Here is a 22,562-nt window from a genome sequence, read left to right on the forward strand (position 1 = left end):
GGGGGGCCGGCCCCCCCGGGGGGGGGGGGGGCCGCGGGGGGGGGGGCCCGCCCCCCCCCCCGCGACCAGCCGCCCACGGCCCGCAGGGCACCACCCACCCCCGAGCGGGCTCGCCACCCCGCCCCGCACCGCCGCACCCCGCACCCCGACCCGCACCACCCACGGAGCCGCCCCCATGAAGAGCACCGCCCCCCTCCTCTCCGCCGCCGACCTCCACATCACCTTCCCCGGACGGAGGAAAGCCCCCCGGGCGAGGGCCGTCGACGGCGTCGACCTCGACGTCGGTCCCGCCGAAATCGTCGCGCTCGTGGGCGAGTCGGGCTGCGGCAAGACCACCCTCGCCCGCTCCCTCCTCGGCCTCGTCCCGCCCACCGCCGGACGCGTGACCTTCCGGGGCGAGCCGCTCGACTACGGCTCGCGCGCCCTCAAGGCGTACCGCAAGCGCGTGCAGCTCGTCCTCCAGGACCCCAGCGGCTCCCTCAACCCCCGCCACACCGTGTACGAGGCCGTCGCCGAAGGGCTCCGCATCCACCGCTACGCGGGCGACGAGCGCGCGGCCGTGGCGGGCGCGCTCGCCCGCGCGGGGCTGCGTCCCCCCGAGCGCTTCTTCCTCCGCTACCCGCACGAGCTCTCCGGCGGCCAGCGCCAGCGCGTCGTCATCGCGGGCGCCCTCGTCCTGGACCCCGAACTCATCGTCGCGGACGAGCCGGTGGCGTCCCTGGACGCGTCCGTGCGCGGCGAGATCCTGGCGCTGCTGCTGTCGCTCCGCGACGAACTGGGGCTCTCCGCGCTGGTCGTCACCCACGACCTGGGCCTCGCCTGGAACATCGCCGACCGGGTCGCCGTGATGTACCTGGGGCGCATCGTGGAGACGGGTCCGGTCGAGGAGGTGCTGACGGCGCCCCGGCACCCGTACACACAGGCGCTGCTCTCCGTGCTGCCGGAGTCCGACGGCGAACCGGTCGTCCTGACCGGCGAGCCCCCGGACCCCTCCCGCGTCCCCGGCGGCTGCCGCTTCCACGCCCGCTGCCAGGTCCTGGCGAGCGGCGAGGCCGAGCGCGCGGGCGTCGCGGAGAGCTGCCGCACGGTGGACCTGCCGGTCCTCCCCGGCGGTACGGCGGCGGGCGTGGCCTGTCACTGGGCGGTGGCGAAGGCGGCCCCTTGAGGCGTACGGCCACCGCACGCCGTACGCCTACCGGACGCCGTGCGCCGTGCGCCTACCGCGCGTCGTACGCCGCCGTCAGCTCGCGCGCCCGCTTCACGTCGTCGCCGATCGCCACCAGCAGGGCGTCGACCGAGTCGAACTTCGCCATGCCGCGCACGTACGCGAGGAAGTCCACGGAGACGTGCAGCCCGTACAGGTCGAGGCCGACCCGGTCGATGGCGTACGCCTCGACCGTCCGCTCCGTCGCGTCGAACTGCAGGTTCGTGCCGACCGAGATCGCCGCGGGCATCCGCTCGCCGTCGGCCGTGAGCCAGCCCGCGTACACCCCGTCGGCGGGGACCGCGGTGTGCGGCAGCGTCTCGACGTTGGCGGTGGGGAAGCCCAGCTCGCGGCCGCGCTGCGCGCCGCGAACGACGATGCCCTCGACGCGGTGCGGGCGGCCGAGGATCTCGGCGGCGCCCGTCATGTCGCCCTCGGCGACGAGCCTGCGGGTCAGGGTCGAGGAGAACGGCTCGCCGCCGCCGGCCGAGCCGCTGACGTAGAGGTCGACGACCTCGACCTCGTAGTCGTACGTCTCGCCCAGCTCGGCGAGGAACGCGACGTTCCCCGCGGCCCGGTGGCCGAAGCGGAAGTTGGGGCCCTCGATGACGGCCCGCGCGTGCAGCTTGTCGACGAGCACCTTCACGATGAAGTCGGCGGGCGACAGCTTGGAGAACTCCGAGGTGAACGGGAGGATCAGCACCGCGTCCACGCCGAGGTCGGCCATCAGCTCCGCGCGCCTGTGGTGCGGGGCGAGCAGCGGCGGGTGGCTGCCGGGCCGCACGACCTCGCTGGGGTGCGGGTCGAAGGTGACGACCACCGAGGGAACGCCCAGCTCGCGGGCCCGCTCGACGGCGCGCCCGACGATCAGCTGGTGTCCGCGGTGCACCCCGTCGTAGGAGCCGATGGTGACGACGCTGCGTCCCCAGTCCTGGGGGATGTCCTCCAAGCCACGCCAGCGCTGCACTGTGACCGCTCCTCGCCCGAACCCGTATACGTATGAGATTGCTGCTTACGCAGGTCTAAGACTGCCATGCTCCGGTCGCTCGGCCCGCATCGGCATGGGCGTACCGCCCGCCAGCGCTCCGATCGTCCTGCGGGCGCTCGGTCCCACCACCAGCTCCCACTCCCCCGGCGCGCCGTCCAGCAGGCGTGCGAGGAGCGCGGCGAACCCGGGCGCCTCGCGGGCGAGGGCGACGATCCGCCGGTCGAAGCGGGTCGCGCCGTCCGGCGTGCGGACCAGGAGCAGTCCGGCGCGCCGCACCAGTTCCCCGGTGCGCTCGCCCGGCCCGTGCGCACAGCCGAGCGCGGCGGCCCGCAGCACCGCCTCCAGCACCTCGGGGTCGCCCGGCGCGCACCGCTCGTACTCCAGGAGCACGTCGAGGAGTTCGTCCCGCAGCGGGCGCGCGACGCGGCTCCCGGGCGCCGCGAGGACGGCGGCGAGCGCGCGGCGCACCCGGGCGGGGCAGCCGCGCAGCAGGTCGGTGACGAGCGGGAAGAGCACGGCGCGCGCGGCGGGGCCCTGTTCGAGGTGCCGGTCGACGTAGGCGGCGACGTTCGCGGCGACGCCCGAGGCAGTGTCCCCCGCGCCGGGCGCCGTGTCCCCCGCGCCCGAGGCCGTGTCCCCCGCGCCGGGGACCCTGCCTCCCGCACCAGGGGCCGTGTCCCCCGGGCCCGGGACGGCGTCTTCCGGGCCCGGGGCGGCGTCTTCCGCGCCGTCCGCCGCGCCCCGTGCCGCCTCCTTCGAGCCGCGCTCGGCGTAGTCGCGCACCAGGGCGGCGGCGCGCAGGGCGGGCGCCGGGGCCGTGACGTCGGCCAGGGCGCGCAGCACCTCGCCCGCCGCCTCGGGGCCGCAGGTCTCCAGCCGCGCCTGGAAGGCGGCGGCGACCGGCCCCGGATGGGTGGGCAGGGCGGCGGCCAGCGCGGCAGCGGGGAGCCTGGCGTCGCCCGCGCGGAAGCGGACGACGGCCTCGCCGAGGTACCGCGCCCTGGTGTGCGGGTCGCGCACGAGGAGGCCGAGCGCCGAGCCGTGCAGCGTGGCGTCGCCCGGCCTGGCGAGCAGGGCGAGGGCGGCGTGGCGCAGCAGTTCGCGGTCGACGCCCGCGGTGACGTGGGGCGCGGTGGCGAGCCCGTACGCGGCGGCGGCGACGCGCCGCCCGGGGCGCGCGTCGTCGTGGGCCCAGCGGTCGACGGCGCGGCAGAGCGCGGACGGCTCGTCCTCGGCGAGCGCGGCGAGCAGTTCGTCGGCGCGGGGGTGGGCGGTGGCGACCAGCGCCTCGCACAGGTCGTCGACGGCCCGGCCGCGCCCCGCGTACAGCAGCGCCTGGGCGGCGCCCGCCACGGTGGGCCGCAGCCCGTGCGCGGCCTCGTCGACGGGCAGCGCGCGCTCGTCGTCGAACCAGCGGCACAGCAGCGGCTGTACGGTCCTGGGGGCGGCGGCGAGCCGTTCGGCGACGGCGTCGATGTACCGGCCGCGCGCGGGCCGGGACTCGGGGCCGCCCGGTGTCCCGTCGGCGGGGACCAGGCGGCGCAGCAGGTCGATCCGGTCCGCCTCGCCGATCCGCAGCCGCTCCCAGAACGGCGCCCCGAACCCGCCCAGCACGCCGAGGCGTTCGGGCCCGCCCCCGGTCAGCGAGCACTGCGTGACGCGGCCCGCGAGGGCGCGCAGCACTCCGAGGTAGGGGCGCACGTCGGGGACGCGCAGCAAGGTGTCGCGGGCGAGGTGGGCGGCCCACCAGCGGGCGTCGCCCCACCGCTCGTCCTGGGCGCTGGACCGCCCCCCGCCTTCGAGCCGGTCCAGCGCGTCGACCAACTCCCCCAGCTTGGCGGCCAGTTCACCGCGCTCGCCCCTGCGGTCCAGGAGCAGCAGGGCCTGTACGACGGGTCCGATGCGGTGCCGGGGCCCGGGCAGCGAGCGTGGCGGCCCGGCCTCCGCGCCCGTACGCCCGTCGTACCCGACGGGTGCCGCGACCCGGTCGGGCGAGGGAGCGGCCGCGCGGTGCACCAGGGCGTGCAGGGCGGCGTCGAGGTCGAGGTGGGCGCCCTGCACCCAGTCGGCCAGTTCCTCGTGCGCGAAGCGGTAGCCGGAGCCCGCGGGGACGAGCAGGCCCTCGGTGAGGACGGCAGAGGCCCAGCCGGAGCGCCAGGGGAAGACCTCCTCGAAGGTCTCCCGGTCCAGTTCGCCCTGGCCGGGCCCCAGGCAGCGGCGGGCCGCCTCGTGGACCTTGCCCGCGGCCCGCGCCGCGAGCCGCCGCACGCCGGTGCCGCGCACGACGGGCCCGCTCGCGGCGGCGATCCGTACGGCGACGCGCAGACACATCAGGTCCAGGTGCGCGCCGAACACCTCCTCCCGGCCGGGTCGGCCGCGAACCCCACCTGGCTCCCCCCGCTCCGCACCGGACTCCCCCTCCCCCGTCTCCTCCCCTTCCTCCCCCGGCAGCGCCTCCCGCACCTCCGCGAGGAGCCTGAGCGTGAGCGGATGCCGGTCGTGGCCCTCGGCGAGCGCGCCGTCCGGGATGCCGTAGCGCGCCCTGGCCCGCTCCGCCTCGGGCGCCGACAGGTCCCCGAGCGTCAGCGAGCGGGCGCCCGGGTGCAGCGCCTCCGCCCGCTCCCAGTGCTCAGGACCGCACGCCACCACGAGCCGCGCCCCGCACTCCCCGAGCCACCGCCGTGTGCCCCCGGCCCACTCGGCGAGCCGGTGCGCGAGCAGCGGCGGCATCTCCTCGGGCCCGTCGAGGAGCACGTACAGCGGCCTGCCCGCCTCCCTCGCCAGCCGCGCGACCCGCTCGGGCGTGGCGCTGCCCGTGTCGCCCCGCGCCCCGGCGGCGGCGACGATCCGCCCGGCCTGCCGCAGCGCGCGCCCGACCGCGTCGGCCACGGACGCGTCGTCGCCGTGCAGGTCGGCGCCGCGCAGCCAGAGCGTGGGGCCCGGTTCGGCGCCCCTGGCGCGGCGGGAGGCGAGCGCGGCCAGCTCGGTGGTGCGGCCGGTTCCCGGGGCGCCGACCACGCCGAGCAGATGCGCGTCGGACGCCGCGAAGGACTCCGTCGCGCGGACGGCGGCGAGGCGTTCGACGGGTTCGGGCCAGCCGCTCGGGGGGCCGAAGCGGCCGAACGGGCCGATCGAGGTGGCGGTGAGCTGGAGGACGCCGGCGAGGTTGAGGTCGGGTCCGTGGCCGGGGACGGTGGCGGCGTTGCGGCGCAGCAGTTCGGCGAGCGGCCCGGGGCCTTCCGCGCGCAGCGGCAGGGCGAATCCGGCGGCGGGGTGGGCGGCGTGCAGCGCGGTGCCCAGCACGCCGAGCACGGCGCCGCTGCGCGCGTCGACGACGGGGCCGCCCCCGGCGCCGCCGCCGAGCCGCAGGGCGTCGCTGCCGTCGGTGCCGATGGCCAGTTCCAGGGCGCCGACGACGAGGTGGCCGCGGTCGGTCGTGGTGTACGTGACGTCCGTGGTGCCCAGCACCCGCGCCTCGCGCCAGCCGTGCGCGGCGATCCGCACGTAGGTCCCGGTGTCGACGGCGGGGCGGGCGGCGACGGGCAGCGGGGCGGCGTCCAGGCCTTCGGTGCGCACGAGCGCGAGGCCCGCTTCGGGCAGCGGGGTGATGTCGGCGGCCCCGGCCGACCAGGTCCGCCCGTCGGGGCCGTGCAGCACGACGCGTACGAGACCGTCGACCGCCTCGTGACCGGTCACCACCGTGCCCAGGTCGTCGGCGACGAATCCGGTGCCGCGGGGCCGTCCGGCGAGATCACAGATACGTACCAGCACCGCCAGGTCCCCGCGTCCCATGCGTCCGACGGTAGGCGGGCGGTGATCACCGGCAGAAGAACGCGGGCCGAACGCGCCCCCCAGCGCTCCGTCGTTCACTCCGAGCGCCCGCCCGTCGGGGTGAATCCCGGGGGCGGCGTGGACAGACCCCCTGGGAGGGGGATCGTGGAGCGGGCGAAGCGGCCCGCCCGCTCCACGGTGGGGAAGCGGCGGCCGTCCTCAGCCGAAGACGGCCAGGCTCTTCGCCTTGCCCCGCTGCTCCTCGACGAGCGCGAGGAACGTCCCGTCGGGCCCGAAGACCGCGACCGGCGAGGCGTCGAAGGCCGGCATGTCCAGGCGCACGCCGTTGAGCAGCAGCTTCCCGCGCTTCTCGTCGACGTCCCAGCGGGGGAACGCCGCCGCCGCCGCGTCGGCGACGGGCATCACGGTCAGCTCCTCCTGGAGCTGGTCGAGGGTCTTGGCCGCGTCCAGCTTGTACGGGCCGACCCGGGTGCGCCGCAGCGCGGTCAGGTGGCCGCCGACGCCGAGGTCGGCGCCGAGGTCGCGGGCGAGCGCACGGATGTACGTGCCCGACGAGCAGACCACCGAGACCACCAGGTCGAGGACGGGGGTGCCGTCCTCGGCGACCGCCTCCCGCACGTCGTAGACGTTGAAGGAGGAGACGGTGACGGGCCTGGCGGGGATCTCGAAGTCCTCGCCCGCGCGGGCCCGCGCGTAGGACCGCTTGCCGTCGATCTTGATGGCGCTGACCTTGGAAGGCACCTGCATGATCGCGCCGGTCAGCTCGGCCACGCCCGCGTCGATCGCCTCGCGGGTCACCGCGGACGCGTCGGTGGACGAGGTCAGCTCGCCCTCGGCGTCGTCCGTGATGCTGTTCTGGCCGAGCCTGATGGTGCCCAGGTACTCCTTCTCGGTCAGCGCGAGGTGGCCGAGGAGCTTGGTGGCCCTCTCCACGCCGAGGACGAGCACGCCGGTCGCCATCGGGTCGAGCGTCCCCGCGTGTCCGACGCGGCGGGTCCTGGCGATCCCGCGCATCTTGGCGACGACGTCGTGCGAAGTGAAGCCCGACGGCTTGTCGACGATGACAAGCCCGTCGGGCGTCTTCGATGCTGCGTTGCTCATTCTGCGCTGGAGTCCTCGTCCTCACCGGGCTTCTTGTACGGGTCCGCCTCCCCGGCGAACGCGGCGCCCGAGGACGCCTCGCGCACCGCGGCGTCGGAGGCCCGCGCCTTGTCCAGCAGGTCCTCGATGGTCTTGGCGTTCTCCGGGAGCGCGTCGGCCACGAAGGTCAGGGTGGGCGTGAACTTGGTGCCCGCGGCCCGGCCGACCGCCGACCTGAGGACGCCCTTGGCGCTCTCCAGGCCCGCCGCGGCGCTCGCCCTGTCCTCGTCGTCGCCGTAGACCGTGTAGAAGACCGTGGCCTCCCGCAGGTCACCGGTGACGCGGGTGTCCGTGATCGTCACGTGGGTACCCAGGCGGGGGTCCTTGACCCCGCGCTGCAGCTTCTCGGCGACCACCTCCCGGATGAGGTCTGCCAGCTTCTTCGCCCGCGCGTTGTCGGCCACTGGTCCTTCTCCCTCTTGCTTGCATTTCTTCTGTTACGTACATCAGTCTTCGTCCCCGTGCAGCCGCCGTCGAACGGACAGCAGCTCCACTTCGGGACGGGCGGCGACCAGGCGCTCGCACCGGTCGAGCACGTCGCTCAGGTGCCCGGTGTCGCCCGACACCATCGCCACGCCGATCCTGGCCCTGCGGTGGAGGTCCTGGTCGGCGACCTCGGCCGCGCTCACCGCGAACTTGCGCTGGAGCTCGGCCACGATCGGGCGGACGACGGAGCGTTTCTCCTTCAACGACCGTACGTCGCCGAGGAGCAGATCGAAGGACAGCGTCCCCACATACATGTATGTCCGGATGTCCCGCCGGTTCGGGTGAGTAGGGCCCCGCCCGCTCTTGGCAGGGACACCAGAACCGTACACGCAACGGCCGGGGCCGATCGACGGAAATAATCTCCGCCGACCGGCCCCGGTTCGTCAGCCGTGCATCAGACGCGGTCGCGTCAGACGCGCGGCTTCTCGCGCATCTCGTACGTCGCGATGACGTCGTCGACCTTGATGTCGTTGAAGTTGCCGAGGTTGATACCGCCCTCGAACCCTTCGCGGATCTCGGTGACGTCGTCCTTGAAGCGACGCAGACCCATGATGTTGAGGTCCTCGGCCACGACCTTGCCGTCGCGGATGAGGCGCGCCTTGGTGTTGCGCTTGACCTCGCCGGAGCGGATGAGCACACCCGCGATGTTGCCGAGCTTGGACGAGCGGAAGACCTCGCGGATCTCCGCGGTGCCGAGCTCGACCTCCTCGTACTCCGGCTTGAGCATGCCCTTGAGGGCCGCCTCGATCTCCTCGATGGCCTGGTAGATCACCGAGTAGTAGCGGACGTCGACGCCCTCGCGCTCCGCCATCTGCGCGGCACGGCCGGCCGCACGGACGTTGAAGCCGATGACGATGGCGTCGGAGCCCATCGCCAGGTCGATGTCGGACTCGGTGACCGCACCCACACCGCGGTGCAGGACGCGGATGTCGACCTCTTCGCCGACGTCGAGCTGGAGCAGCGAGCTCTCCAGGGCCTCGACGGAACCGGACGCGTCACCCTTGATGATGATGTTGAGGTCCTGCACGAGGCCGGCCTTGAGCACCTTGTCCAGGTCCTCCAGGGAGACCCTGCGGGTGCGCTTGGCGAACGCGGCGTTGCGCTCGCGGGCGGCGCGCTTCTCGGCGATCTGACGGGCCGTACGGTCCTCGTCGACCACCAGGAAGTTGTCGCCGGCGCCCGGGACGTTGGTGAGACCGAGGACGAGGACCGGGGTCGAGGGACCCGCCTCTTCCACGTTCTCGCCCTTGTCGTCGAGCATGGCGCGCACGCGGCCGTAGGCGTCACCGGCGACCATCGTGTCGCCGACGCGGAGGGTACCGCGCTGGACGAGGACGGTCGCGACGGCGCCGCGGCCCTTGTCGAGGTGGGCCTCGATCGCGATGCCCTGCGCGTCCTGCTCCGGGTTGGCCCGCAGGTCGAGCGAGGCGTCCGCGGTCAGGACCACGGCCTCCAGGAGCTGGTCGATGTTGAGGCCCTGGCGCGCGGAGATGTCGACGAACATCGTGTCGCCGCCGTACTCCTCGGCCACCAGACCGAACTCGGTGAGCTGGCCGCGCACCTTGGTCGGGTCGGCGCCCTCGACGTCGATCTTGTTGACCGCGACGACGATCGGCACGTCGGCCGCCTTGGCGTGGTTCAGCGCCTCGATCGTCTGCGGCATGACGCCGTCGTTCGCCGCGACCACGAGGATCGCGATGTCGGTCGACTTCGCACCACGGGCACGCATGGCGGTGAACGCCTCGTGACCCGGGGTGTCGATGAAGGTGATGCGGCGGTCCTCGCCGTTCACCTCGGTCGCGACCTGGTAGGCACCGATGTGCTGGGTGATGCCACCGGCCTCGCCCGCGACGACGTTCGTCTTGCGGATCGCGTCGAGGAGTCGGGTCTTACCGTGGTCGACGTGACCCATGACGGTCACGACCGGCGGACGGGAGACCAGGGCCTCGTCGCCGCCCTCGTCCTCGCCGAACTCGATGTCGAAGGACTCCAGCAGCTCGCGGTCCTCCTCCTCGGGGCTGACGATCTGAACGGTGTAGTTCATCTCGTCGCCGAGGAGGTGCAGCGTCTCGTCCGAGACGGACTGCGTGGCCGTGACCATCTCGCCGAGGTTCATCATCACCGCGACGAGCGACGCCGGGTTGGCGTTGATCTTCTCGGCGAAGTCGGTCAGCGAGGCACCGCGCGACAGGCGGACGGTCTGTCCGTTGCCGCGGGGCAGCATGACGCCGCCCACCGACGGGGCCTGCATGGCCTCGTACTCCTGGCGCCTCTGACGCTTCGACTTGCGGCCGCGACGGGCGGGCCCGCCGGGACGGCCGAACGCACCCTGCGTGCCACCACGGGCACCGGGGCCGCCGGGACGGCCGCCGAAGCCGGGACGACCGCCGAAGCCGCCGCCACCGCCACCGGGACGACCGGCACCGCCGCCACCACCGGGACCGGCGGGACGACCGGCGAAGCCGCCGCCGCCACCGCCACCGGGACGACCGGCGAAGCCGCCGCCACCACCGGGACGACCGCCGCCGCCACCGCCGGGACGACCGCCGCCGCCACCGGGACCACGGCCACCGGGGCCGGGACGCGGGCCGGCAGCCGGACGCTGCGGCATCATGCCCGGGTTCGGGCGGTTACCGCCGGGCGCGCCGCCCGGACGGGGAGCCTGCGGACGGGGCATCCCACCGGGGGTGGGACGGTTGCCGCCGGGCGCACCCTGGCCGCCCTGCGGGCGCGGGGCGCCGCCGGGGCCGCCACCGGGACGCGGGCCCGGACGGTCCTGGCCCGCCGGGCCGGGACGCGGGGCGCCGCCCTGCGGGCGCGGGGCCTGCGGACGGGCCATGCCCGTCGAGCCGCCCGAGGTGAACGGGTTGTTGCCGGGGCGCGGTCCTGCCGGACGGGCACCACCGGGACGCGGGGCCTGCTGGCCGCCGGGACGCGGAGCGCCCTGGCCGCCGGGGCGCGGCGCCTGCTGGCCCGGACGGGCAGCGGGGCGCGGGGCCTGACGGTCCTGACGGTCCTGGCGCTCCTGACCGGCCGGCTTCGGCGCGGGGGCCGACGGCGGCGCGGTGAACTCCGGCGTGGTCGGGGCCGGGGACGCGGGCGCCGGCTTGGGCGCGGCCGCGGGCTTCGGACCCGGGGTGGGACGCGGGCCGGGGGCCGGCGTCACGGGCTTCTCGGCAGCCGCGGGCTTGGGCGCCGCCGGGGCGGGCGCACCGGGCTTCGGGGCAGCCGGACGGGCCGTCTGGGCCGGGGAGGCCGGGGACGGTGCCGAGGGCTTGGCCGGCGTCGCCTTGCGGGGCGCGCCGGGCTTCGCCGCGGGCTTGGCGTTGCCGCCGGGGCCCTGCAGCGCGTCGGTCAGCTTGCGTACAACGGGCGCCTCGATCGTCGAGGACGCCGAACGGACGAATTCACCGAGTTCCTGGAGCTTGGCCATGACGACCTTGCTCTCCACTCCGAACTCCTTGGCGAGTTCGTATACCCGGACCTTAGCCACTTCGCTCCTTTTAGGTCCGGGTTACCGCCGGACCGTCGCTACTTCATGGGCGTACTCATCGCGTACTCATCGAGTGCTCATCGCAATCTCGACCTACTTCCAACTCGCGAGGTACCTGACCGCACGGGGTCCCGTGCCGTACTTCTTCTTACTGTGCTGCCCGGTCGACGTGCGAAGTCACAGCCGCGCTGTCGAGCGGTCCGCGGGCCTTGAAGGCCCGGAGGAACGCACGGCGGCGGACCGCCAGATCGACACAGGCGGAGACGGGGTGCACGTAAGCACCCCGGCCGGGCAGCGTACCGCGTGGATCGGGGGCGCAGGCGCCCTCGACCACCACGATGCGCAGCAGCTCGTTCTTGGCCGCTCGCTCCCGGCATCCCACACAGGTTCGCTCAGGGCATGCGCGGGCATGCGTCCGGCCAGACACGGCTAAGTCTACCTCCCCGTACCGACCTCACCCCATTGGGGCAAAAATCGAACGGATGTTGTCCTGATCAGTTACTTGCCCGTAGACGCGGACGTCTACTCGGCGGGCTGCTCGGTGTCCGGGCGGATGTCGATGCGCCAGCCGGTGAGACGGGCGGCGAGGCGGGCGTTCTGCCCCTCCTTGCCGATCGCCAGCGACAGCTGGTAGTCGGGGACGGTGACCCGCGCGGAGCGTGCCCCCAGGTCCACGACCTCGACCTTCGAGACCCGCGCGGGCGAGAGGGCGTTGGCCACCATCTCGGCCGGGTCGTCCGACCAGTCGACGATGTCGATCTTCTCGCCGTGCAGCTCGGCCATCACGTTGCGCACGCGGCCGCCCATCGGGCCGATGCAGGCGCCCTTCGCGTTCAGCCCCGAGCGCGTCGAACGGACCGCGATCTTCGTGCGGTGGCCGGCCTCGCGGGCGATGGCGGCGATCTCCACCGAGCCGTCCGCGATCTCCGGGACCTCCAGCGCGAAGAGCTTCTTCACCAGATTGGGATGGGTGCGCGAAAGGGTCACGGACGGACCGCGCATGCCCTTCGCCACCCGTACGACGTACGTGCGCAGCCGCAGGCCGTGCGTGTACTCCTCGCCGGGCACCTGCTCCTGCACCGGCAGGATGGCCTCCAGCTTGCCGATGTCGACCAGGACGTTCTTGGGGTCCTTGCCCTGCTGGACCACGCCGGTGACGACGTCGCCCTCGTGGCCCGCGTACTCGCCGAACGTCTTGTCGTCCTCGGCGTCGCGCAGCCGCTGGAGGATGACCTGCTTGGCGGTGGTGGCGGCGATCCGGCCGAAGCCCGACGGGGTGTCGTCGAACTCCTTGGCCTCCTGCCCCTCCTCCAGGTCGGCCGGGTCCTCGGTCGCCCACACCGTCACGTGGCCGGTCTCGCGGCTCAGCTCGACGCGGGCCCTGCGGAAGCTGCCCTCGGTGCGGTGGTACGCGATGAGGAGAGCGGACTCGATCGCCCCGACGAGTGTCTCGAAGGGGATCTCCTTGTCCTGCGCCAAGCCCTTCAGAAGCTTTACATCGATGTCCACGGCTACGCCTCCTCCTCTTCCTGTTCCAGCTCGTCCTGCTTGTTCTTGCGGTTGAACTCGACTTCCACCCGGGCCTTGGCGATGTCGCCGAAGCCGACCCTGCGGGCGGTGGGCTTGCGCCCCTTCACGCCCGGCACCTCCAGGTCGAGGCCCTCGTCGTCCACTGTGAGGATCCGGGCGACCAGCTCGCCACCCTCGTGCAGCTGGAGCTTGGCCAGCCGGCCCGTCGCGCGCACGTAGTGGCGGTGCTCGGTCAGCGGCCGGTCGGCACCGGGGGAGCCGACCTCCAGGACGTACTCGCCCTCGCCCATGGCGTCGGTCTCGTCCAGCTTCGCGGAAATGGCCCGGCTGACGTCGGCGACGGTGTCGAGATCGACGCCCGCGTCCGAGTCGACGACGACTCGCAGCACTCTCCTGCGGCCCGCCTGGGACACCTCGATCTCTTCCAGATCAAGGCCCTGAGCGCCGACGAGCGGTTCCAGCAGACCGCGCAGCCTCTCGTTCTGGGTGGTGCTCATCCGGGTGACTCCTCGGCCGCGTGTGCTGTTGTGGGTGCAGTGCAAGTCTGTGTGTCAGGTCAAAGGGTATCCGGTCCCGAGGGGTGTTGCCGTCCGCTCCCCGCCGACCCGCGGGTACGCTCGCCTGCGGTGATCACTACAGGACCGGACACACATTCAGGGGGACGCGCGTGCGACGACGTGTGCTGATCGCGGGCGGCACCGGCGTCGCGGCCGCCGCGCTGCTGACCGGATGCGGCGGCTCGGGCCCCGGTTCCGACGGCTCTTCGGGGTCCGCGTCGGCCGCCGAGGCGAAGCGGCGGCGGGCCGCCGGGGCCGAGGCGGCGCTGCGCGGCTCGGCCGCACGGACCAGCGGGGCGCTCCTCGCCCGGTACGACGCGGCCCGCGCCGCCCACCCCGCGCTCGCCGCCCGGATCGCCCCGCTGCGGGCCGCGGCGGCCGAGCACCTGAAGGCCCTCGCGGCGCCCCGGAACCCGTCGCCGGTCCGCACGCCCCCGCCCGCCGCCGACCGGCGGGCCGCCCTGCGCGAGCTGGCCGACGCCGCCCGGCGGACGTCCGACGCGCACACCGCCGCGCTCCTCGACGCCCCGCCCGAGCTGGCCCGGCTGCTGGCGTCCGTCGCCGCGGCCTGCGCCGCACACGCCCACCTGCTCTCCGAAGGGGCCCCGGCATGACCGCGCTCGCCGCCGCCCAGGCCGCGCTCGCCGCCGAACACGCCGCCGTCTACGGCTACGGAATCGTCGGCGGCCGGCTCTCCGCCGCCCGCAGGGCCGAGGGCACCGCCGCGTTCACCGCGCACCGCACCAGGCGCGACGCGCTGGTCCTGACCGTGCGGAAGCTCGGCGGCGACCCCGTCGCGTCGGACGCGGCGTACGCGCTGCCGTTCCCGGTGCGGGACGCGGCGTCCGCGCTGCGCCTCGCCGCGGTGATCGAGGACCGGGTCGCGGGCGTCTACTCCGACCTCGTACGGGCCGCGGAGGGGCCGCTGCGGCGGGAAGCGGCCGACGCCCTGCGCGAGGCCGCCGTGCGGGCGGTGCGCTGGCGGGGCACCGGCGTAGCCTTTCCCGGGCTCGCCGAACGCCGCTGACGCGCCGACGCGCGACGCGGCCCGAGCAGCTGAAGCAAAGGAACACTCACGCACATGCATGTCGAACCGTCACAGCGACTCACCCGGATGCTCGGCGAGACGTACGGGTCCGCCGCGGCGGCCGACTGGCTGGCGGCGCTGCCCGGACTGACCGGGCGGACGCTGGCCGAGCACGGCCTGGACGTGGACCGGGTCGCCGCGCCCGGCGGGCGCAGCAGCCTGGTCGTCCTGGTCCGCAGGGGCGACGGAACGCCCGCCGCGCTCAAGCTCGCCCCGCCGTTCGCGGCGCCCGCGCTCGAACTGGCCGCGCTGGCGCACTGGAACGGCTGGGGCGCGGTGCTGCCCCTCGACTCAGGTGCGGGCCCGGAGGGGCTGCTGCTGGAGCGGCTGCACCCCGAGGTGTCGCTGCGGTCGCTGCCCGAGGCGAAGGCGCTGCTCGAAGCGGCGGGCACGGTGCGCAAGCTGTGGGTCGAGCCGTCGCCCGCGCACGGCTTCGAGACGGTCGCGGAGCGGACGGCGCGGCAGGCGGAGCCGATGCGGGCGGTCGCCGATCCGGCGGTGGCGCCGCTGGTCGCGGCGGCGCTCGCGGCCCGGGACGAGCTGGTGGCCGGGCCCGGTGAGGAACTGCTGCTGCACGGCAACTTCCGGCAGAGCAAGGTGCTTTCGGGCGAGCGCGCGCCCTGGCTCGCGGTCGGGCCCGAGCCGCTGGTGGGCGAGCGCGCGTACGACCTGGCGCGGCTGGTGCGGGACCGGGTCGAGGACCTGATCGCGGCGCCCGGCGGGGCGGCCGCGGCCCGCCGCAGGGTGACGAAGCTGGCGGACGCACTGGACGTGGACCGGGAGCGGCTGCACGGGTGGACGCTGTTCCGCGCGGTGGAGTCGGGTACGCGGGCGGTGGCGGCGGGGCGCGTCGATGACGGCGAGCTGCTCCTGGAGTTCGCGAGCTGGCTGTAGCGGTACGCGGGTTCCGCTGCGCGGGGCGTTCCCGAAACCGGGGCGCTGCCCCAGCCCCCGTTTTCGCGCAGTTCCCCGCGCCCCTTTGAGGGGCGCGGGGAACTGCGCGGTCTTTTACGCCCCGGGCAACGGGACCCGCCCCCGTACCCCGGCTTACGCGCGCGTCAGACGCGCGACCGCTTCCTCGACCGTGAGCTCCTCGCGCTCCCCCGTCCGCCGGTCCTTCAGCTCCACGACGCCCTCGCCCGCGCGGCGCCCCGCGACCAGGATGGTCGGGACGCCGATCAGCTCGGAGTCGGTGAACTTCACGCCGGGCGACACCCCGGGCCGGTCGTCGACCAGCACCCGGACGCCCGCGGCGGCCAGCTGCTCGGAGAGCGAGAGCGCCAGCTCCGTCTGGAGCGCCTTGCCCGCGGCCACCACGTGCACGTCGGCGGGCGCGATCTCGGCGGGCCACACCAGGCCCTTCTCGTCCGCGTGCTGCTCGGCCAGCGCGGCCACCGCGCGCGAGACGCCGACGCCGTACGAGCCCATGGTCACGCGGACCGGCTTGCCCTGCTGGCCGAGCACGTCCAGCGACAGCGCGTCCGCGTACTTGCGGCCGAGCTGGAAGATGTGGCCGATCTCGATCGCGCGGTCCAGCTTCAGGCCGGTGCCGCAGGACGGGCATGGGTCGCCCTCCTGGACGACGACCACGTCGACGTACTCCTCGACCTCGAAGTCACGGCCCGCCACGACGTTCTTCGCGTGCACGCCGTCCTTGTTCGCGCCGGTGATCCACGCGGTGCCGGGCGCGACGCGCGGGTCGGCGACGTACCGGACCTTCTCCAGGCCCTGCGGGCCGACGTACCCGCGCACCAGGTCGTCGCGGCCCTCGAAGTCCTCGGCGGTGACCAGCTCGACGGCGGCGGGGGCGAAGTGCGCCTCGACCTTGTCCAGGTCGACCTCGCGGTCGCCGGGCACGCCCACGGCCACGATCTCGCCGTCGACCTTCACCAGGAGGTTCTTCAGCGTCGCGGACGCGGGGACGCCGAGGTGCGCGGCGAGCGTCTCGATGGTGGGGGTGTCGGGGGTGGGGATCTCCTCGGCCGCCGCGACGGCGGAGCCGTCGACCGGCTCCAGCGCGAAGCCGACGGCCTCGGTGTTCGCCGCGTACTCGCAGCTCGGGCAGTCGGCGAAGGTGTCCTCGCCGGCCGCGGCGGGGGCCAGGAACTCCTCGGACTTGGAGCCGCCCATGGCGCCCGCGGTGGCGGCGCAGATGCGGTAGTCCAGGCCGAGGCGGGTGAAGATCTTCTGGTACGCCTCGCGGTGCAGCGCGTAGGAGTGCGCCAGGCCCTCGTCCTCCAGGTCGAAGGAGTACGAGTCCTTCATCTGGAACTCGCGGCCGCGCAGGATGCCCGCGCGGGGACGCGCCTCGTCGCGGTACTTGGTCTGGATCTGGTAGAGGATCACCGGCAGGTCCTTGTAGGACGAGCACTGGTCCTTGACCAGCTGGGTGAAGATCTCCTCGTGGGTGGGGCCGAGGAGGTAGTCGCCGCCCCTGCGGTCCTGGAGGCGGAACAGCTCGGGGCCGTACTCCTCCCAGCGCCCGGTCGCCTCGTACGGCTCCTTGGGGAGCAGCGCGGGCAGCAGCACCTCCTGGGCGCCGATGGCGTCCATCTCCTCGCGGACGACGCGTTCCACGTTGGCGAGGACCTTCCTGCCGAGCGGCAGCCAGGACCACACGCCCGCGGCGGTGCGGCGGACGTAACCGGCGCGCACCAGGAGCTTGTGGCTCAGCACCTCGGCGTCGGCCGGGTCGTCGCGCAGCGTCTTGACCATCAATCGGGACATGCGCTGGACCTGGGCTGCCATGGAAGAACTCCTGCGTGCTGATGCGTGTGCTGATGTGTGCAAGGAGGTTATCCGGGGCGGCCCCGGGGGCGGAAATCAGTTGGCGGGCGCCCGGCGGCGCAGCGGCAGCGGCGCGCCCATCACCGCGTAGGGGCGGGTGGCGCTCGGGAAGTGGACCCGGACCGCGAGGTCCGCGTAGCCGAGCGCGCGGTACAGGCCGCGGGCGGGGCTCTCGATGTCGATGGCGGAGAGGATCGAGCGGGGTTCGGCGGCGCCGTCGGTGATGGTGGTGATCAGTTCGCGGCCCACGCCCCTGCCCTGGTGGGCGGGGTGGACGTGCAGTTCGGTGATGACGAAGGAGTCGTCGAGCCAGCCGTCGCGGCCGTGTTCGCGGAGGTAGGGCTCCACGACGGTGGACCACCAGTGGGTGCGGTCGTTGGGCATGCCGTAGACGAATCCGACGAGCCGCCCGTCGGGGGTCGTGGCGCCCAGCGCGCGGGCGCCGGGGCACTGGAGGTGCCTGAGCACGATGTGCCGCCGCACGCCGACCTCGTCGGGGCCGAGGCCGAAGGCGACCGCCTGGACCGCCAGCGCCTCGTCGACGAGCGCGGCGAGGTCGACCGGTCCCACCCGAACGTCGTCTGCCATGGCCGCACCCTACTGTCGGAGCCCCGTTTCCAGGGCCTGGCTGTCAGGACAGGGCTCAGAAGAGCACACTCATGAACGCGCCGACCTCACGGAATCCGACACTGCGGTACGTGGCGCGGGCGGCGGTGTTGAAGTCGTTGACGTAGAGGCTGACGACCGGCGCGACGTCGGCCAGCGCGTAGCGCAGCACGGCGGCCATGCCGCCCTTGGAGATGCCCCGGCCGCGGAACTCGGGGGCGACCCACACGCCCTGGATCTGGCACGCCCGCTTGGTGGCCGCGCCGATCTCCGCCTTGAAGACGACCCTGCCGTCCTCTATGCGGGCGAAGGAGCGGCCCGCGCCGATCAGTTCGGCGACCCTGGCCTGGTAGAGGAGGCCGCCGTCGCCCGCGAGCGGCGAGATGCCCACCTCTTCGGTGAACATCGCCACGCAGGCCGGCATCAGGACCTCCATCTCGTCCTTGCGGATGCGGCGGACGAAGGGGTCGGGCGCGACGTCGGGCGACTCGGTCTCGGTGACCATGAGCGGCTGGTTGCTGCGGACCTCGCGGGCCGGGCCCCAGCTCGGTTCGAGGAGCCGCCAGAGCCGGGCGGTCGGTTCGGCGGGGCCGACGATGGAGGAGCAGCGGCGACCGGTCCTGCGGGCGCGCTCGGCGAAGGCGCGCACCGCTTCGGGGGTGGCGCAGATGGGGACGAGGTTGGCGCCGGAGTAGCACAGGGAGCGGAGCCGCCCGTGCTCGTACCAGCCCCACATCTCGCCGCCGAGGCGCCAGGGGTCGAGTCCCGCCGCCTGGACGCGTGCGGTGACGAATGCGTTGGCTACCGGCTCGCTCTCCAGGAGTGCGAGTGCGGCCGGAAGGTCGCTGGGTTCGAGGACCCGGGTGGTGGTCTGCGTCAACACGAGGGGGCCTCACCATGCGGTCTGCTGATCTCCGCACTGTACCCGGCGGGTCGGCCGCCGACCTAGGGTAGGCCCCCTGCGCGCTGTGCGACCGGTGGGTCAGCTGACCGATACCTGCGGTTCGCCCGAGGTGACGCCGTCCTTCTCCATCTGCTCGGCGATCTTCATCGCCTCCTCGATGAGGGTCTCGACGATCTTCGACTCGGGGACGGTCTTGATGACCTCGCCCTTGACGAAGATCTGGCCCTTGCCGTTGCCCGAGGCGACGCCGAGGTCGGCCTCGCGGGCCTCGCCGGGGCCGTTGACGACGCAGCCCATGACGGCGACGCGCAGCGGGACCTCCATGCCTTCGAGGCCCGCGGTGACCTCTTCGGCCAGCTTGTAGACGTCGACCTGGGCGCGGCCGCAGGACGGGCAGGAGACGATCTCCAGGCGGCGCTGGCGGAGGTTGAGCGACTCCAGGATCTGGATGCCGACCTTGATCTCCTCGGCGGGCGGCGCGGAGAGGGAGACCCGGATGGTGTCGCCGATGCCCTCGCTGAGCAGGGCGCCGAAGGCGACGGCCGACTTGATGGTGCCCTGGAAGGCGGGGCCGGCCTCGGTGACGCCGAGGTGCAGCGGGTAGTCGCACTGGGCGGCGAGCTGGCGGTAGGCGTTGACCATCACGACCGGGTCGTTGTGCTTGACCGAGATCTTGATGTCGCGGAAGCCGTGCTCCTCGAAGAGCGACGCCTCCCAGAGGGCGGACTCCACCAGCGCCTCGGGGGTGGCCTTGCCGTACTTGGCGAGCAGCCGCGCGTCCAGCGAGCCGGCGTTGACGCCGATGCGGATCGGGGTGCCCGCGTCGCCCGCGGCCCGCGCGATCTCCTTGACCTTGTCGTCGAACTGCTTGATGTTGCCCGGGTTCACCCGGACCGCCGCACAGCCCGCGTCGATCGCCGCGAACACGTACTTCGGCTGGAAGTGGATGTCCGCGATCACCGGGATCTGCGACTTGCGCGCGATCGTGGCCAGCGCGTCCGCGTCGTCCTGCGTCGGGCAGGCGACCCGCACGATCTGGCAGCCCGAGGCGGTCAGCTCGGCGATCTGCTGGAGCGTCGCCCCGATGTCGGACGTACGCGTGGTCGTCATCGACTGCACCGAGACCGGCGCGTCCCCGCCGACCGCGACGGAGCCGACCTGGATCTTGCGGCTGACCCTCCGGTCGGCGAGCTTGGTCGGGACGGACGGCATGCCGAGAGAAATCGCGGTCATCTGGTGTGCAACCCCAAGGTATGGATCGAGGCGAGATTCCAAAGGTTTTCCGAGGATCGAGCCTACGTCACCGCGCTGGGGCCCAGCACATCGCTGCCCCCGGGTCCACCCAAAGGGGAGCGGCCGAACACAAATAGTGTTCGGCCGCATGATTCCCCCGCGAAATGGTCGATTTCTCCCTAGATCATCAGGCTCAGGAGATCTTGACCGGATTGACGATGTCCGCGACCAGCACGAGCAGCGTGAAGCAGATGAAGATGCCCGCGACCACGTAGGCGACCGGCATCAGCTTGGCCACGTCGAACGGGCCAGGGTCGGGCCGCCGGAAGAGCTTGGCGAAGCCCCTGCGCACGGACTCCCAGAGCGCCCCCGCGATGTGGCCGCCGTCCAGCGGCAGCAGCGGCAGCATGTTGAACAGGAACAGCGAGAGGTTGAAGCCCGCCAGCAGGAACAGCATCATCGCCATCTGGTTCTGCGCCGGGACGTCCAGCGTCATCACCTCGCCGCCGATGCGCGCGGCGCCGACGACGCCCACCGGGGAGTCCTGCTCGCGGTTGCCGTCCCCGAAGGCCGCGTCCCACAGGTCCGGGATCTTGCCGGGGAGCGCCACGATCGACTCGACGCCGTTGACGACCATGTCGCCCATGCGCTCGACGGATTCGCCGAAGCCCAGCGGCAGGATCTCGGTCTTGGCGGCGAAGCCGAGGTAACCGGCGGGGACGAACTCGCCGGGGACGATCTCGCCGTCGGAGTCCTTCTTGGCGACCTCGTTCTTCTCCAGGACGGCGTCGAGCCTGACCTCCTTGCCGCCCCGCTCGACCGTGAGCGTGGCGGGGCCGATGGTGTCGCGGATCTTGTCCGAGAGCGTCGACCAGTCGTCGACCTTCTCGCCGTTGAAGGAGACGATCTTGTCGCCGACCCGTAGCCCGGCCGCCTTGGCGGGCGACACCGGGTCGGCCGCCTCGCACTTCTCGCGGTCCTCGCTCTGCTTGATGACGCACTGCTGGACGCCCGCGACCTCGGTGGTCTGCGTCTGGAAGCCGAAGGTCATCGCGACGCCCATGAAGATCGCGACGGCGAGCACCAGGTTCATGAACGGGCCCGCGAACATCACGATCACGCGCTTCCACGGCTTGCGCGTGTAGAACAGCCGCGTCTCGTCGCCGGGCTTCAGCTCCTCGAAGGCGGCCTCGCGGGCGTCCTCGATCATCCCCCGGAAGGGTGAGGTGGAGCGCGCCTCGATCTTGCCGTCGTCGCCCGGCGGGAACATCCCGATCATGCGGATGTAGCCGCCGGCCGGGATGGCCTTGATGCCGTACTCCGTCTCGCCCTTCTGCTTCGACCAGATCGTGGGCCCGAAGCCGACCATGTACTGCGGTACGCGGATGCCGAACAGCTTGGCGGTGGAGAGGTGCCCCAGTTCGTGCCAGGCGATCGAGAAGAGCAGCCCGAAGGCGAAGATCAGTATGCCGAGGACCGTCAGCAGGATCGTCGTCCAGTTCATGCGCGCGCCTCCGCTGTCGCCTTCGCCGCCACTTCGCGGGCCCGAGCGCGGGCCCAGGTCTCCGCTTCGAGGACGTCCGCGACGGTCAGCGAGGTTCCCCGGGTCGGCGTCCCGTGTTCCTCGACCACCTTCGTCACGGTGTCCGTGATTCCGTTGAACGGCAGCCGCCCCGCCAGGAACGCGTCCACGCACTCCTCGTTCGCCGCATTGAACACCGCCGGGGCCGTGCCGCCCAGTGTTCCGACGTGCCGGGCGAGTCCCACGGACGGGAACGCCTCGTTGTCCAGCGGGAAGAACTCCCAGCTCGACGCCTTGGTCCAGTCGAAGGCGGGCGCCGCGTCGGGCACCCGCTCGGGCCAGCCGATGCCGATGGCGATCGGGCCGCTCATGTCGGGCGGGGTGGCCTGGGCGAGCGTCGAGCCGTCGGTGAACTCGACCATGGAGTGCACGTAGGACTGCGGGTGCACGACGACCTCGATGCGGTCGAACGGGATGTCGTAGAGGAGGTGCGCCTCGATCACTTCGAGGCCCTTGTTGACCAGGGTCGCGGAGTTGACCGTGATGACCGGGCCCATCGCCCACGTCGGGTGCGCCAGCGCGTCCTCGGGCGTGACCGTCGCGAGCTCCGCGCGCGTACGGCCCCGGAAGGGACCGCCGGACGCGGTGACGACCAGCTTACGGACGTCGGCGCGGCTGCCTGCGGCCAGCGCCTGGAAGAGCGCGGCGTGCTCGGAGTCGACCGGGATGATCTGGCCGGGCGCGGCCAGCTCCTTGACCAGCGGGCCGCCGACGATCAGCGACTCCTTGTTGGCCAGGGCGAGGGTGCGGCCCGCCTTCAGCGCGGCCAGCGTGGGCGCGAGGCCGATGGAGCCCGTGATGCCGTTGAGGACGGTGTGGCAGTCGGACGCGGCGACGTCGGTGGCCGCTCCGGGGCCCGCCAGGATCTCGGGGACGGGCTCCCCCGCCCCGTACTGCGCGGACAGCGCCTCGCGGAGGGCGGGGACGCACTCCTCGCGGGCGACCGCGACCGTGCGGACGCGGAGCCGGTGCGCCTGCTCGGCGAGGAGGCCGACCCGGCCGCCTGCCGCCGAGAGCGCCGTGACTCGGAACCGGTCGGGGTTGCGCAGGACCAGGTCGATGGCCTGGGTTCCGACGGACCCGGTGGAGCCGAGGACGACGACGTCCCGGCGGCCTTCGGTCGTGTCGAAGGCGATGTGCGGGTCGGCAAGGGGGGCTGGGCTGTCGCTCATG

At 73.5% G+C, this 22,562-nt stretch carries 19 protein-coding genes; 4 read left to right on the forward strand and 15 right to left on the reverse strand.

Features of this window, described 5'->3' with window-relative positions:
* Positions 1-175 precede the first annotated feature (175 nt).
* Positions 176-1,165: an ABC transporter ATP-binding protein gene (locus ACIBNE_RS38815; RefSeq protein ID WP_399280378.1), complete on the forward strand. Its 990-nt coding sequence runs from the start codon at positions 176-178 to the stop codon at positions 1,163-1,165.
* Positions 1,166-1,217: 52 nt separating this feature from the next.
* Here ACIBNE_RS38815 and ACIBNE_RS38820 read toward each other — a convergent pair whose 3' ends face one another.
* From ACIBNE_RS38820 to rimP, 9 genes are all read right to left on the reverse strand, one after another.
* Positions 1,218-2,171, reverse strand: coding sequence for a bifunctional riboflavin kinase/FAD synthetase (locus ACIBNE_RS38820; protein WP_399280379.1), 954 nt, complete (start codon positions 2,169-2,171; stop codon positions 1,218-1,220).
* Positions 2,172-2,216: 45 nt separating this feature from the next.
* Positions 2,217-5,984 carry a trypsin-like peptidase domain-containing protein gene (locus tag ACIBNE_RS38825; protein WP_399280381.1) on the reverse strand — a complete coding sequence of 1,256 codons (3,768 nt, stop codon included), beginning with the start codon at positions 5,982-5,984 and terminating at the stop codon, positions 2,217-2,219.
* 198 nt (positions 5,985-6,182) lie between these two features.
* Positions 6,183-7,085, reverse strand: a complete 903-nt coding sequence (gene truB / locus ACIBNE_RS38830; RefSeq protein WP_399280383.1) for a tRNA pseudouridine(55) synthase TruB — start codon at positions 7,083-7,085, stop codon at positions 6,183-6,185.
* Entirely contained in the window at positions 7,082-7,528 is a 447-nt protein-coding gene (gene rbfA, locus ACIBNE_RS38835) for a 30S ribosome-binding factor RbfA (protein WP_399280385.1), read from the reverse strand. The genes truB and rbfA overlap by 4 nt, the downstream gene beginning before the upstream one ends.
* A gap of 42 nt (positions 7,529-7,570) precedes the next feature.
* Positions 7,571-7,864, reverse strand: a complete 294-nt coding sequence (locus ACIBNE_RS38840) for a DUF503 domain-containing protein (protein ID WP_399280387.1) — start codon at positions 7,862-7,864, stop codon at positions 7,571-7,573.
* 155 nt (positions 7,865-8,019) lie between these two features.
* Positions 8,020-11,103: a translation initiation factor IF-2 gene (gene infB, locus ACIBNE_RS38845; RefSeq protein WP_399280389.1), complete on the reverse strand. Its 3,084-nt coding sequence runs from the start codon at positions 11,101-11,103 to the stop codon at positions 8,020-8,022.
* A gap of 148 nt (positions 11,104-11,251) precedes the next feature.
* Entirely contained in the window at positions 11,252-11,530 is a 279-nt protein-coding gene (locus ACIBNE_RS38850; RefSeq protein ID WP_399280390.1) for a YlxR family protein, read from the reverse strand.
* A gap of 95 nt (positions 11,531-11,625) precedes the next feature.
* Positions 11,626-12,612: a transcription termination factor NusA gene (nusA, locus tag ACIBNE_RS38855; protein WP_399280393.1), complete on the reverse strand. Its 987-nt coding sequence runs from the start codon at positions 12,610-12,612 to the stop codon at positions 11,626-11,628.
* Between the two features lie 2 nt (positions 12,613-12,614).
* A complete protein-coding gene (rimP, locus tag ACIBNE_RS38860) occupies positions 12,615-13,130 on the reverse strand; it encodes a ribosome maturation factor RimP (RefSeq protein ID WP_399280395.1) in 516 nt (171 codons plus the stop codon).
* A gap of 170 nt (positions 13,131-13,300) precedes the next feature.
* On the opposite strand from rimP, the gene ACIBNE_RS38865 reads away from it, so the two are divergent.
* Genes ACIBNE_RS38865 through ACIBNE_RS38875 form a run of 3 tightly spaced genes read left to right on the forward strand, consistent with a single transcriptional unit; the run spans position 13,301 to position 15,171 of the window.
* On the forward strand, positions 13,301-13,804 hold the full coding sequence (locus ACIBNE_RS38865) for a hypothetical protein (protein WP_399280397.1): 504 nt from the start codon (positions 13,301-13,303) through the stop codon (positions 13,802-13,804).
* Entirely contained in the window at positions 13,801-14,217 is a 417-nt protein-coding gene (locus ACIBNE_RS38870) for a ferritin-like domain-containing protein (protein ID WP_399280399.1), read from the forward strand. The genes ACIBNE_RS38865 and ACIBNE_RS38870 overlap by 4 nt, the downstream gene beginning before the upstream one ends.
* A gap of 54 nt (positions 14,218-14,271) precedes the next feature.
* On the forward strand, positions 14,272-15,171 hold the full coding sequence (locus tag ACIBNE_RS38875) for an aminoglycoside phosphotransferase family protein (protein ID WP_399280401.1): 900 nt from the start codon (positions 14,272-14,274) through the stop codon (positions 15,169-15,171).
* A 153-nt stretch (positions 15,172-15,324) separates the two neighbouring features.
* Here the strand turns inward: ACIBNE_RS38875 and ACIBNE_RS38880 are convergent, their stop codons facing one another.
* The 6 genes from ACIBNE_RS38880 to dxr all read right to left on the reverse strand — a co-directional run bounded on the left by ACIBNE_RS38880 (position 15,325) and on the right by dxr (position 22,561).
* Positions 15,325-17,025 carry a proline--tRNA ligase gene (locus ACIBNE_RS38880; protein ID WP_399280403.1) on the reverse strand — a complete coding sequence of 567 codons (1,701 nt, stop codon included), beginning with the start codon at positions 17,023-17,025 and terminating at the stop codon, positions 15,325-15,327.
* 75 nt (positions 17,026-17,100) lie between these two features.
* Positions 17,101-17,652, reverse strand: a complete 552-nt coding sequence (locus tag ACIBNE_RS38885; RefSeq protein ID WP_399280405.1) for a GNAT family N-acetyltransferase — start codon at positions 17,650-17,652, stop codon at positions 17,101-17,103.
* Between the two features lie 55 nt (positions 17,653-17,707).
* Positions 17,708-18,550, reverse strand: coding sequence for a GNAT family N-acetyltransferase (locus tag ACIBNE_RS38890; protein WP_399280529.1), 843 nt, complete (start codon positions 18,548-18,550; stop codon positions 17,708-17,710).
* Positions 18,551-18,652: 102 nt separating this feature from the next.
* Positions 18,653-19,807, reverse strand: a complete 1,155-nt coding sequence (ispG, locus tag ACIBNE_RS38895; RefSeq protein WP_399280407.1) for a flavodoxin-dependent (E)-4-hydroxy-3-methylbut-2-enyl-diphosphate synthase — start codon at positions 19,805-19,807, stop codon at positions 18,653-18,655.
* A 193-nt stretch (positions 19,808-20,000) separates the two neighbouring features.
* Positions 20,001-21,311 carry a M50 family metallopeptidase gene (locus ACIBNE_RS38900; protein ID WP_399280409.1) on the reverse strand — a complete coding sequence of 437 codons (1,311 nt, stop codon included), beginning with the start codon at positions 21,309-21,311 and terminating at the stop codon, positions 20,001-20,003.
* Positions 21,308-22,561: a 1-deoxy-D-xylulose-5-phosphate reductoisomerase gene (dxr, locus tag ACIBNE_RS38905; protein WP_399280411.1), complete on the reverse strand. Its 1,254-nt coding sequence runs from the start codon at positions 22,559-22,561 to the stop codon at positions 21,308-21,310. Before dxr ends, ACIBNE_RS38900 begins: the two co-directional genes overlap by 4 nt.
* Position 22,562 lies beyond the last annotated feature (1 nt).

Source organism: Streptomyces sp. NPDC050504, from assembly GCF_044458065.1.
Taxonomy (GTDB): domain Bacteria; phylum Actinomycetota; class Actinomycetes; order Streptomycetales; family Streptomycetaceae; genus Streptomyces.

What these genes read in the sequence shown, in the direction of transcription:
- ACIBNE_RS38870 (WP_399280399.1), top strand. Translation starts at nt 13,801, where the DNA reads ATGACCGCGCTCGCCGCCGCCCAGGCCGCGCTCGCCGCCGAACACGCC.
- ACIBNE_RS38900 (WP_399280409.1), bottom strand. Translation starts at nt 21,311, where the DNA reads ATGAACTGGACGACGATCCTGCTGACGGTCCTCGGCATACTGATCTTC.
- ispG (WP_399280407.1), bottom strand. Translation starts at nt 19,807, where the DNA reads ATGACCGCGATTTCTCTCGGCATGCCGTCCGTCCCGACCAAGCTCGCC.
- rimP (WP_399280395.1), bottom strand. Translation starts at nt 13,130, where the DNA reads ATGAGCACCACCCAGAACGAGAGGCTGCGCGGTCTGCTGGAACCGCTC.
- ACIBNE_RS38840 (WP_399280387.1), bottom strand. Translation starts at nt 7,864, where the DNA reads ATGTATGTGGGGACGCTGTCCTTCGATCTGCTCCTCGGCGACGTACGG.
- ACIBNE_RS38815 (WP_399280378.1), top strand. Translation starts at nt 176, where the DNA reads ATGAAGAGCACCGCCCCCCTCCTCTCCGCCGCCGACCTCCACATCACC.
- ACIBNE_RS38825 (WP_399280381.1), bottom strand. Translation starts at nt 5,984, where the DNA reads ATGGGACGCGGGGACCTGGCGGTGCTGGTACGTATCTGTGATCTCGCC.
- ACIBNE_RS38885 (WP_399280405.1), bottom strand. Translation starts at nt 17,652, where the DNA reads ATGGCAGACGACGTTCGGGTGGGACCGGTCGACCTCGCCGCGCTCGTC.
- dxr (WP_399280411.1), bottom strand. Translation starts at nt 22,561, where the DNA reads ATGAGCGACAGCCCAGCCCCCCTTGCCGACCCGCACATCGCCTTCGAC.
- truB (WP_399280383.1), bottom strand. Translation starts at nt 7,085, where the DNA reads ATGAGCAACGCAGCATCGAAGACGCCCGACGGGCTTGTCATCGTCGAC.
- ACIBNE_RS38880 (WP_399280403.1), bottom strand. Translation starts at nt 17,025, where the DNA reads ATGGCAGCCCAGGTCCAGCGCATGTCCCGATTGATGGTCAAGACGCTG.
- ACIBNE_RS38875 (WP_399280401.1), top strand. Translation starts at nt 14,272, where the DNA reads ATGCATGTCGAACCGTCACAGCGACTCACCCGGATGCTCGGCGAGACG.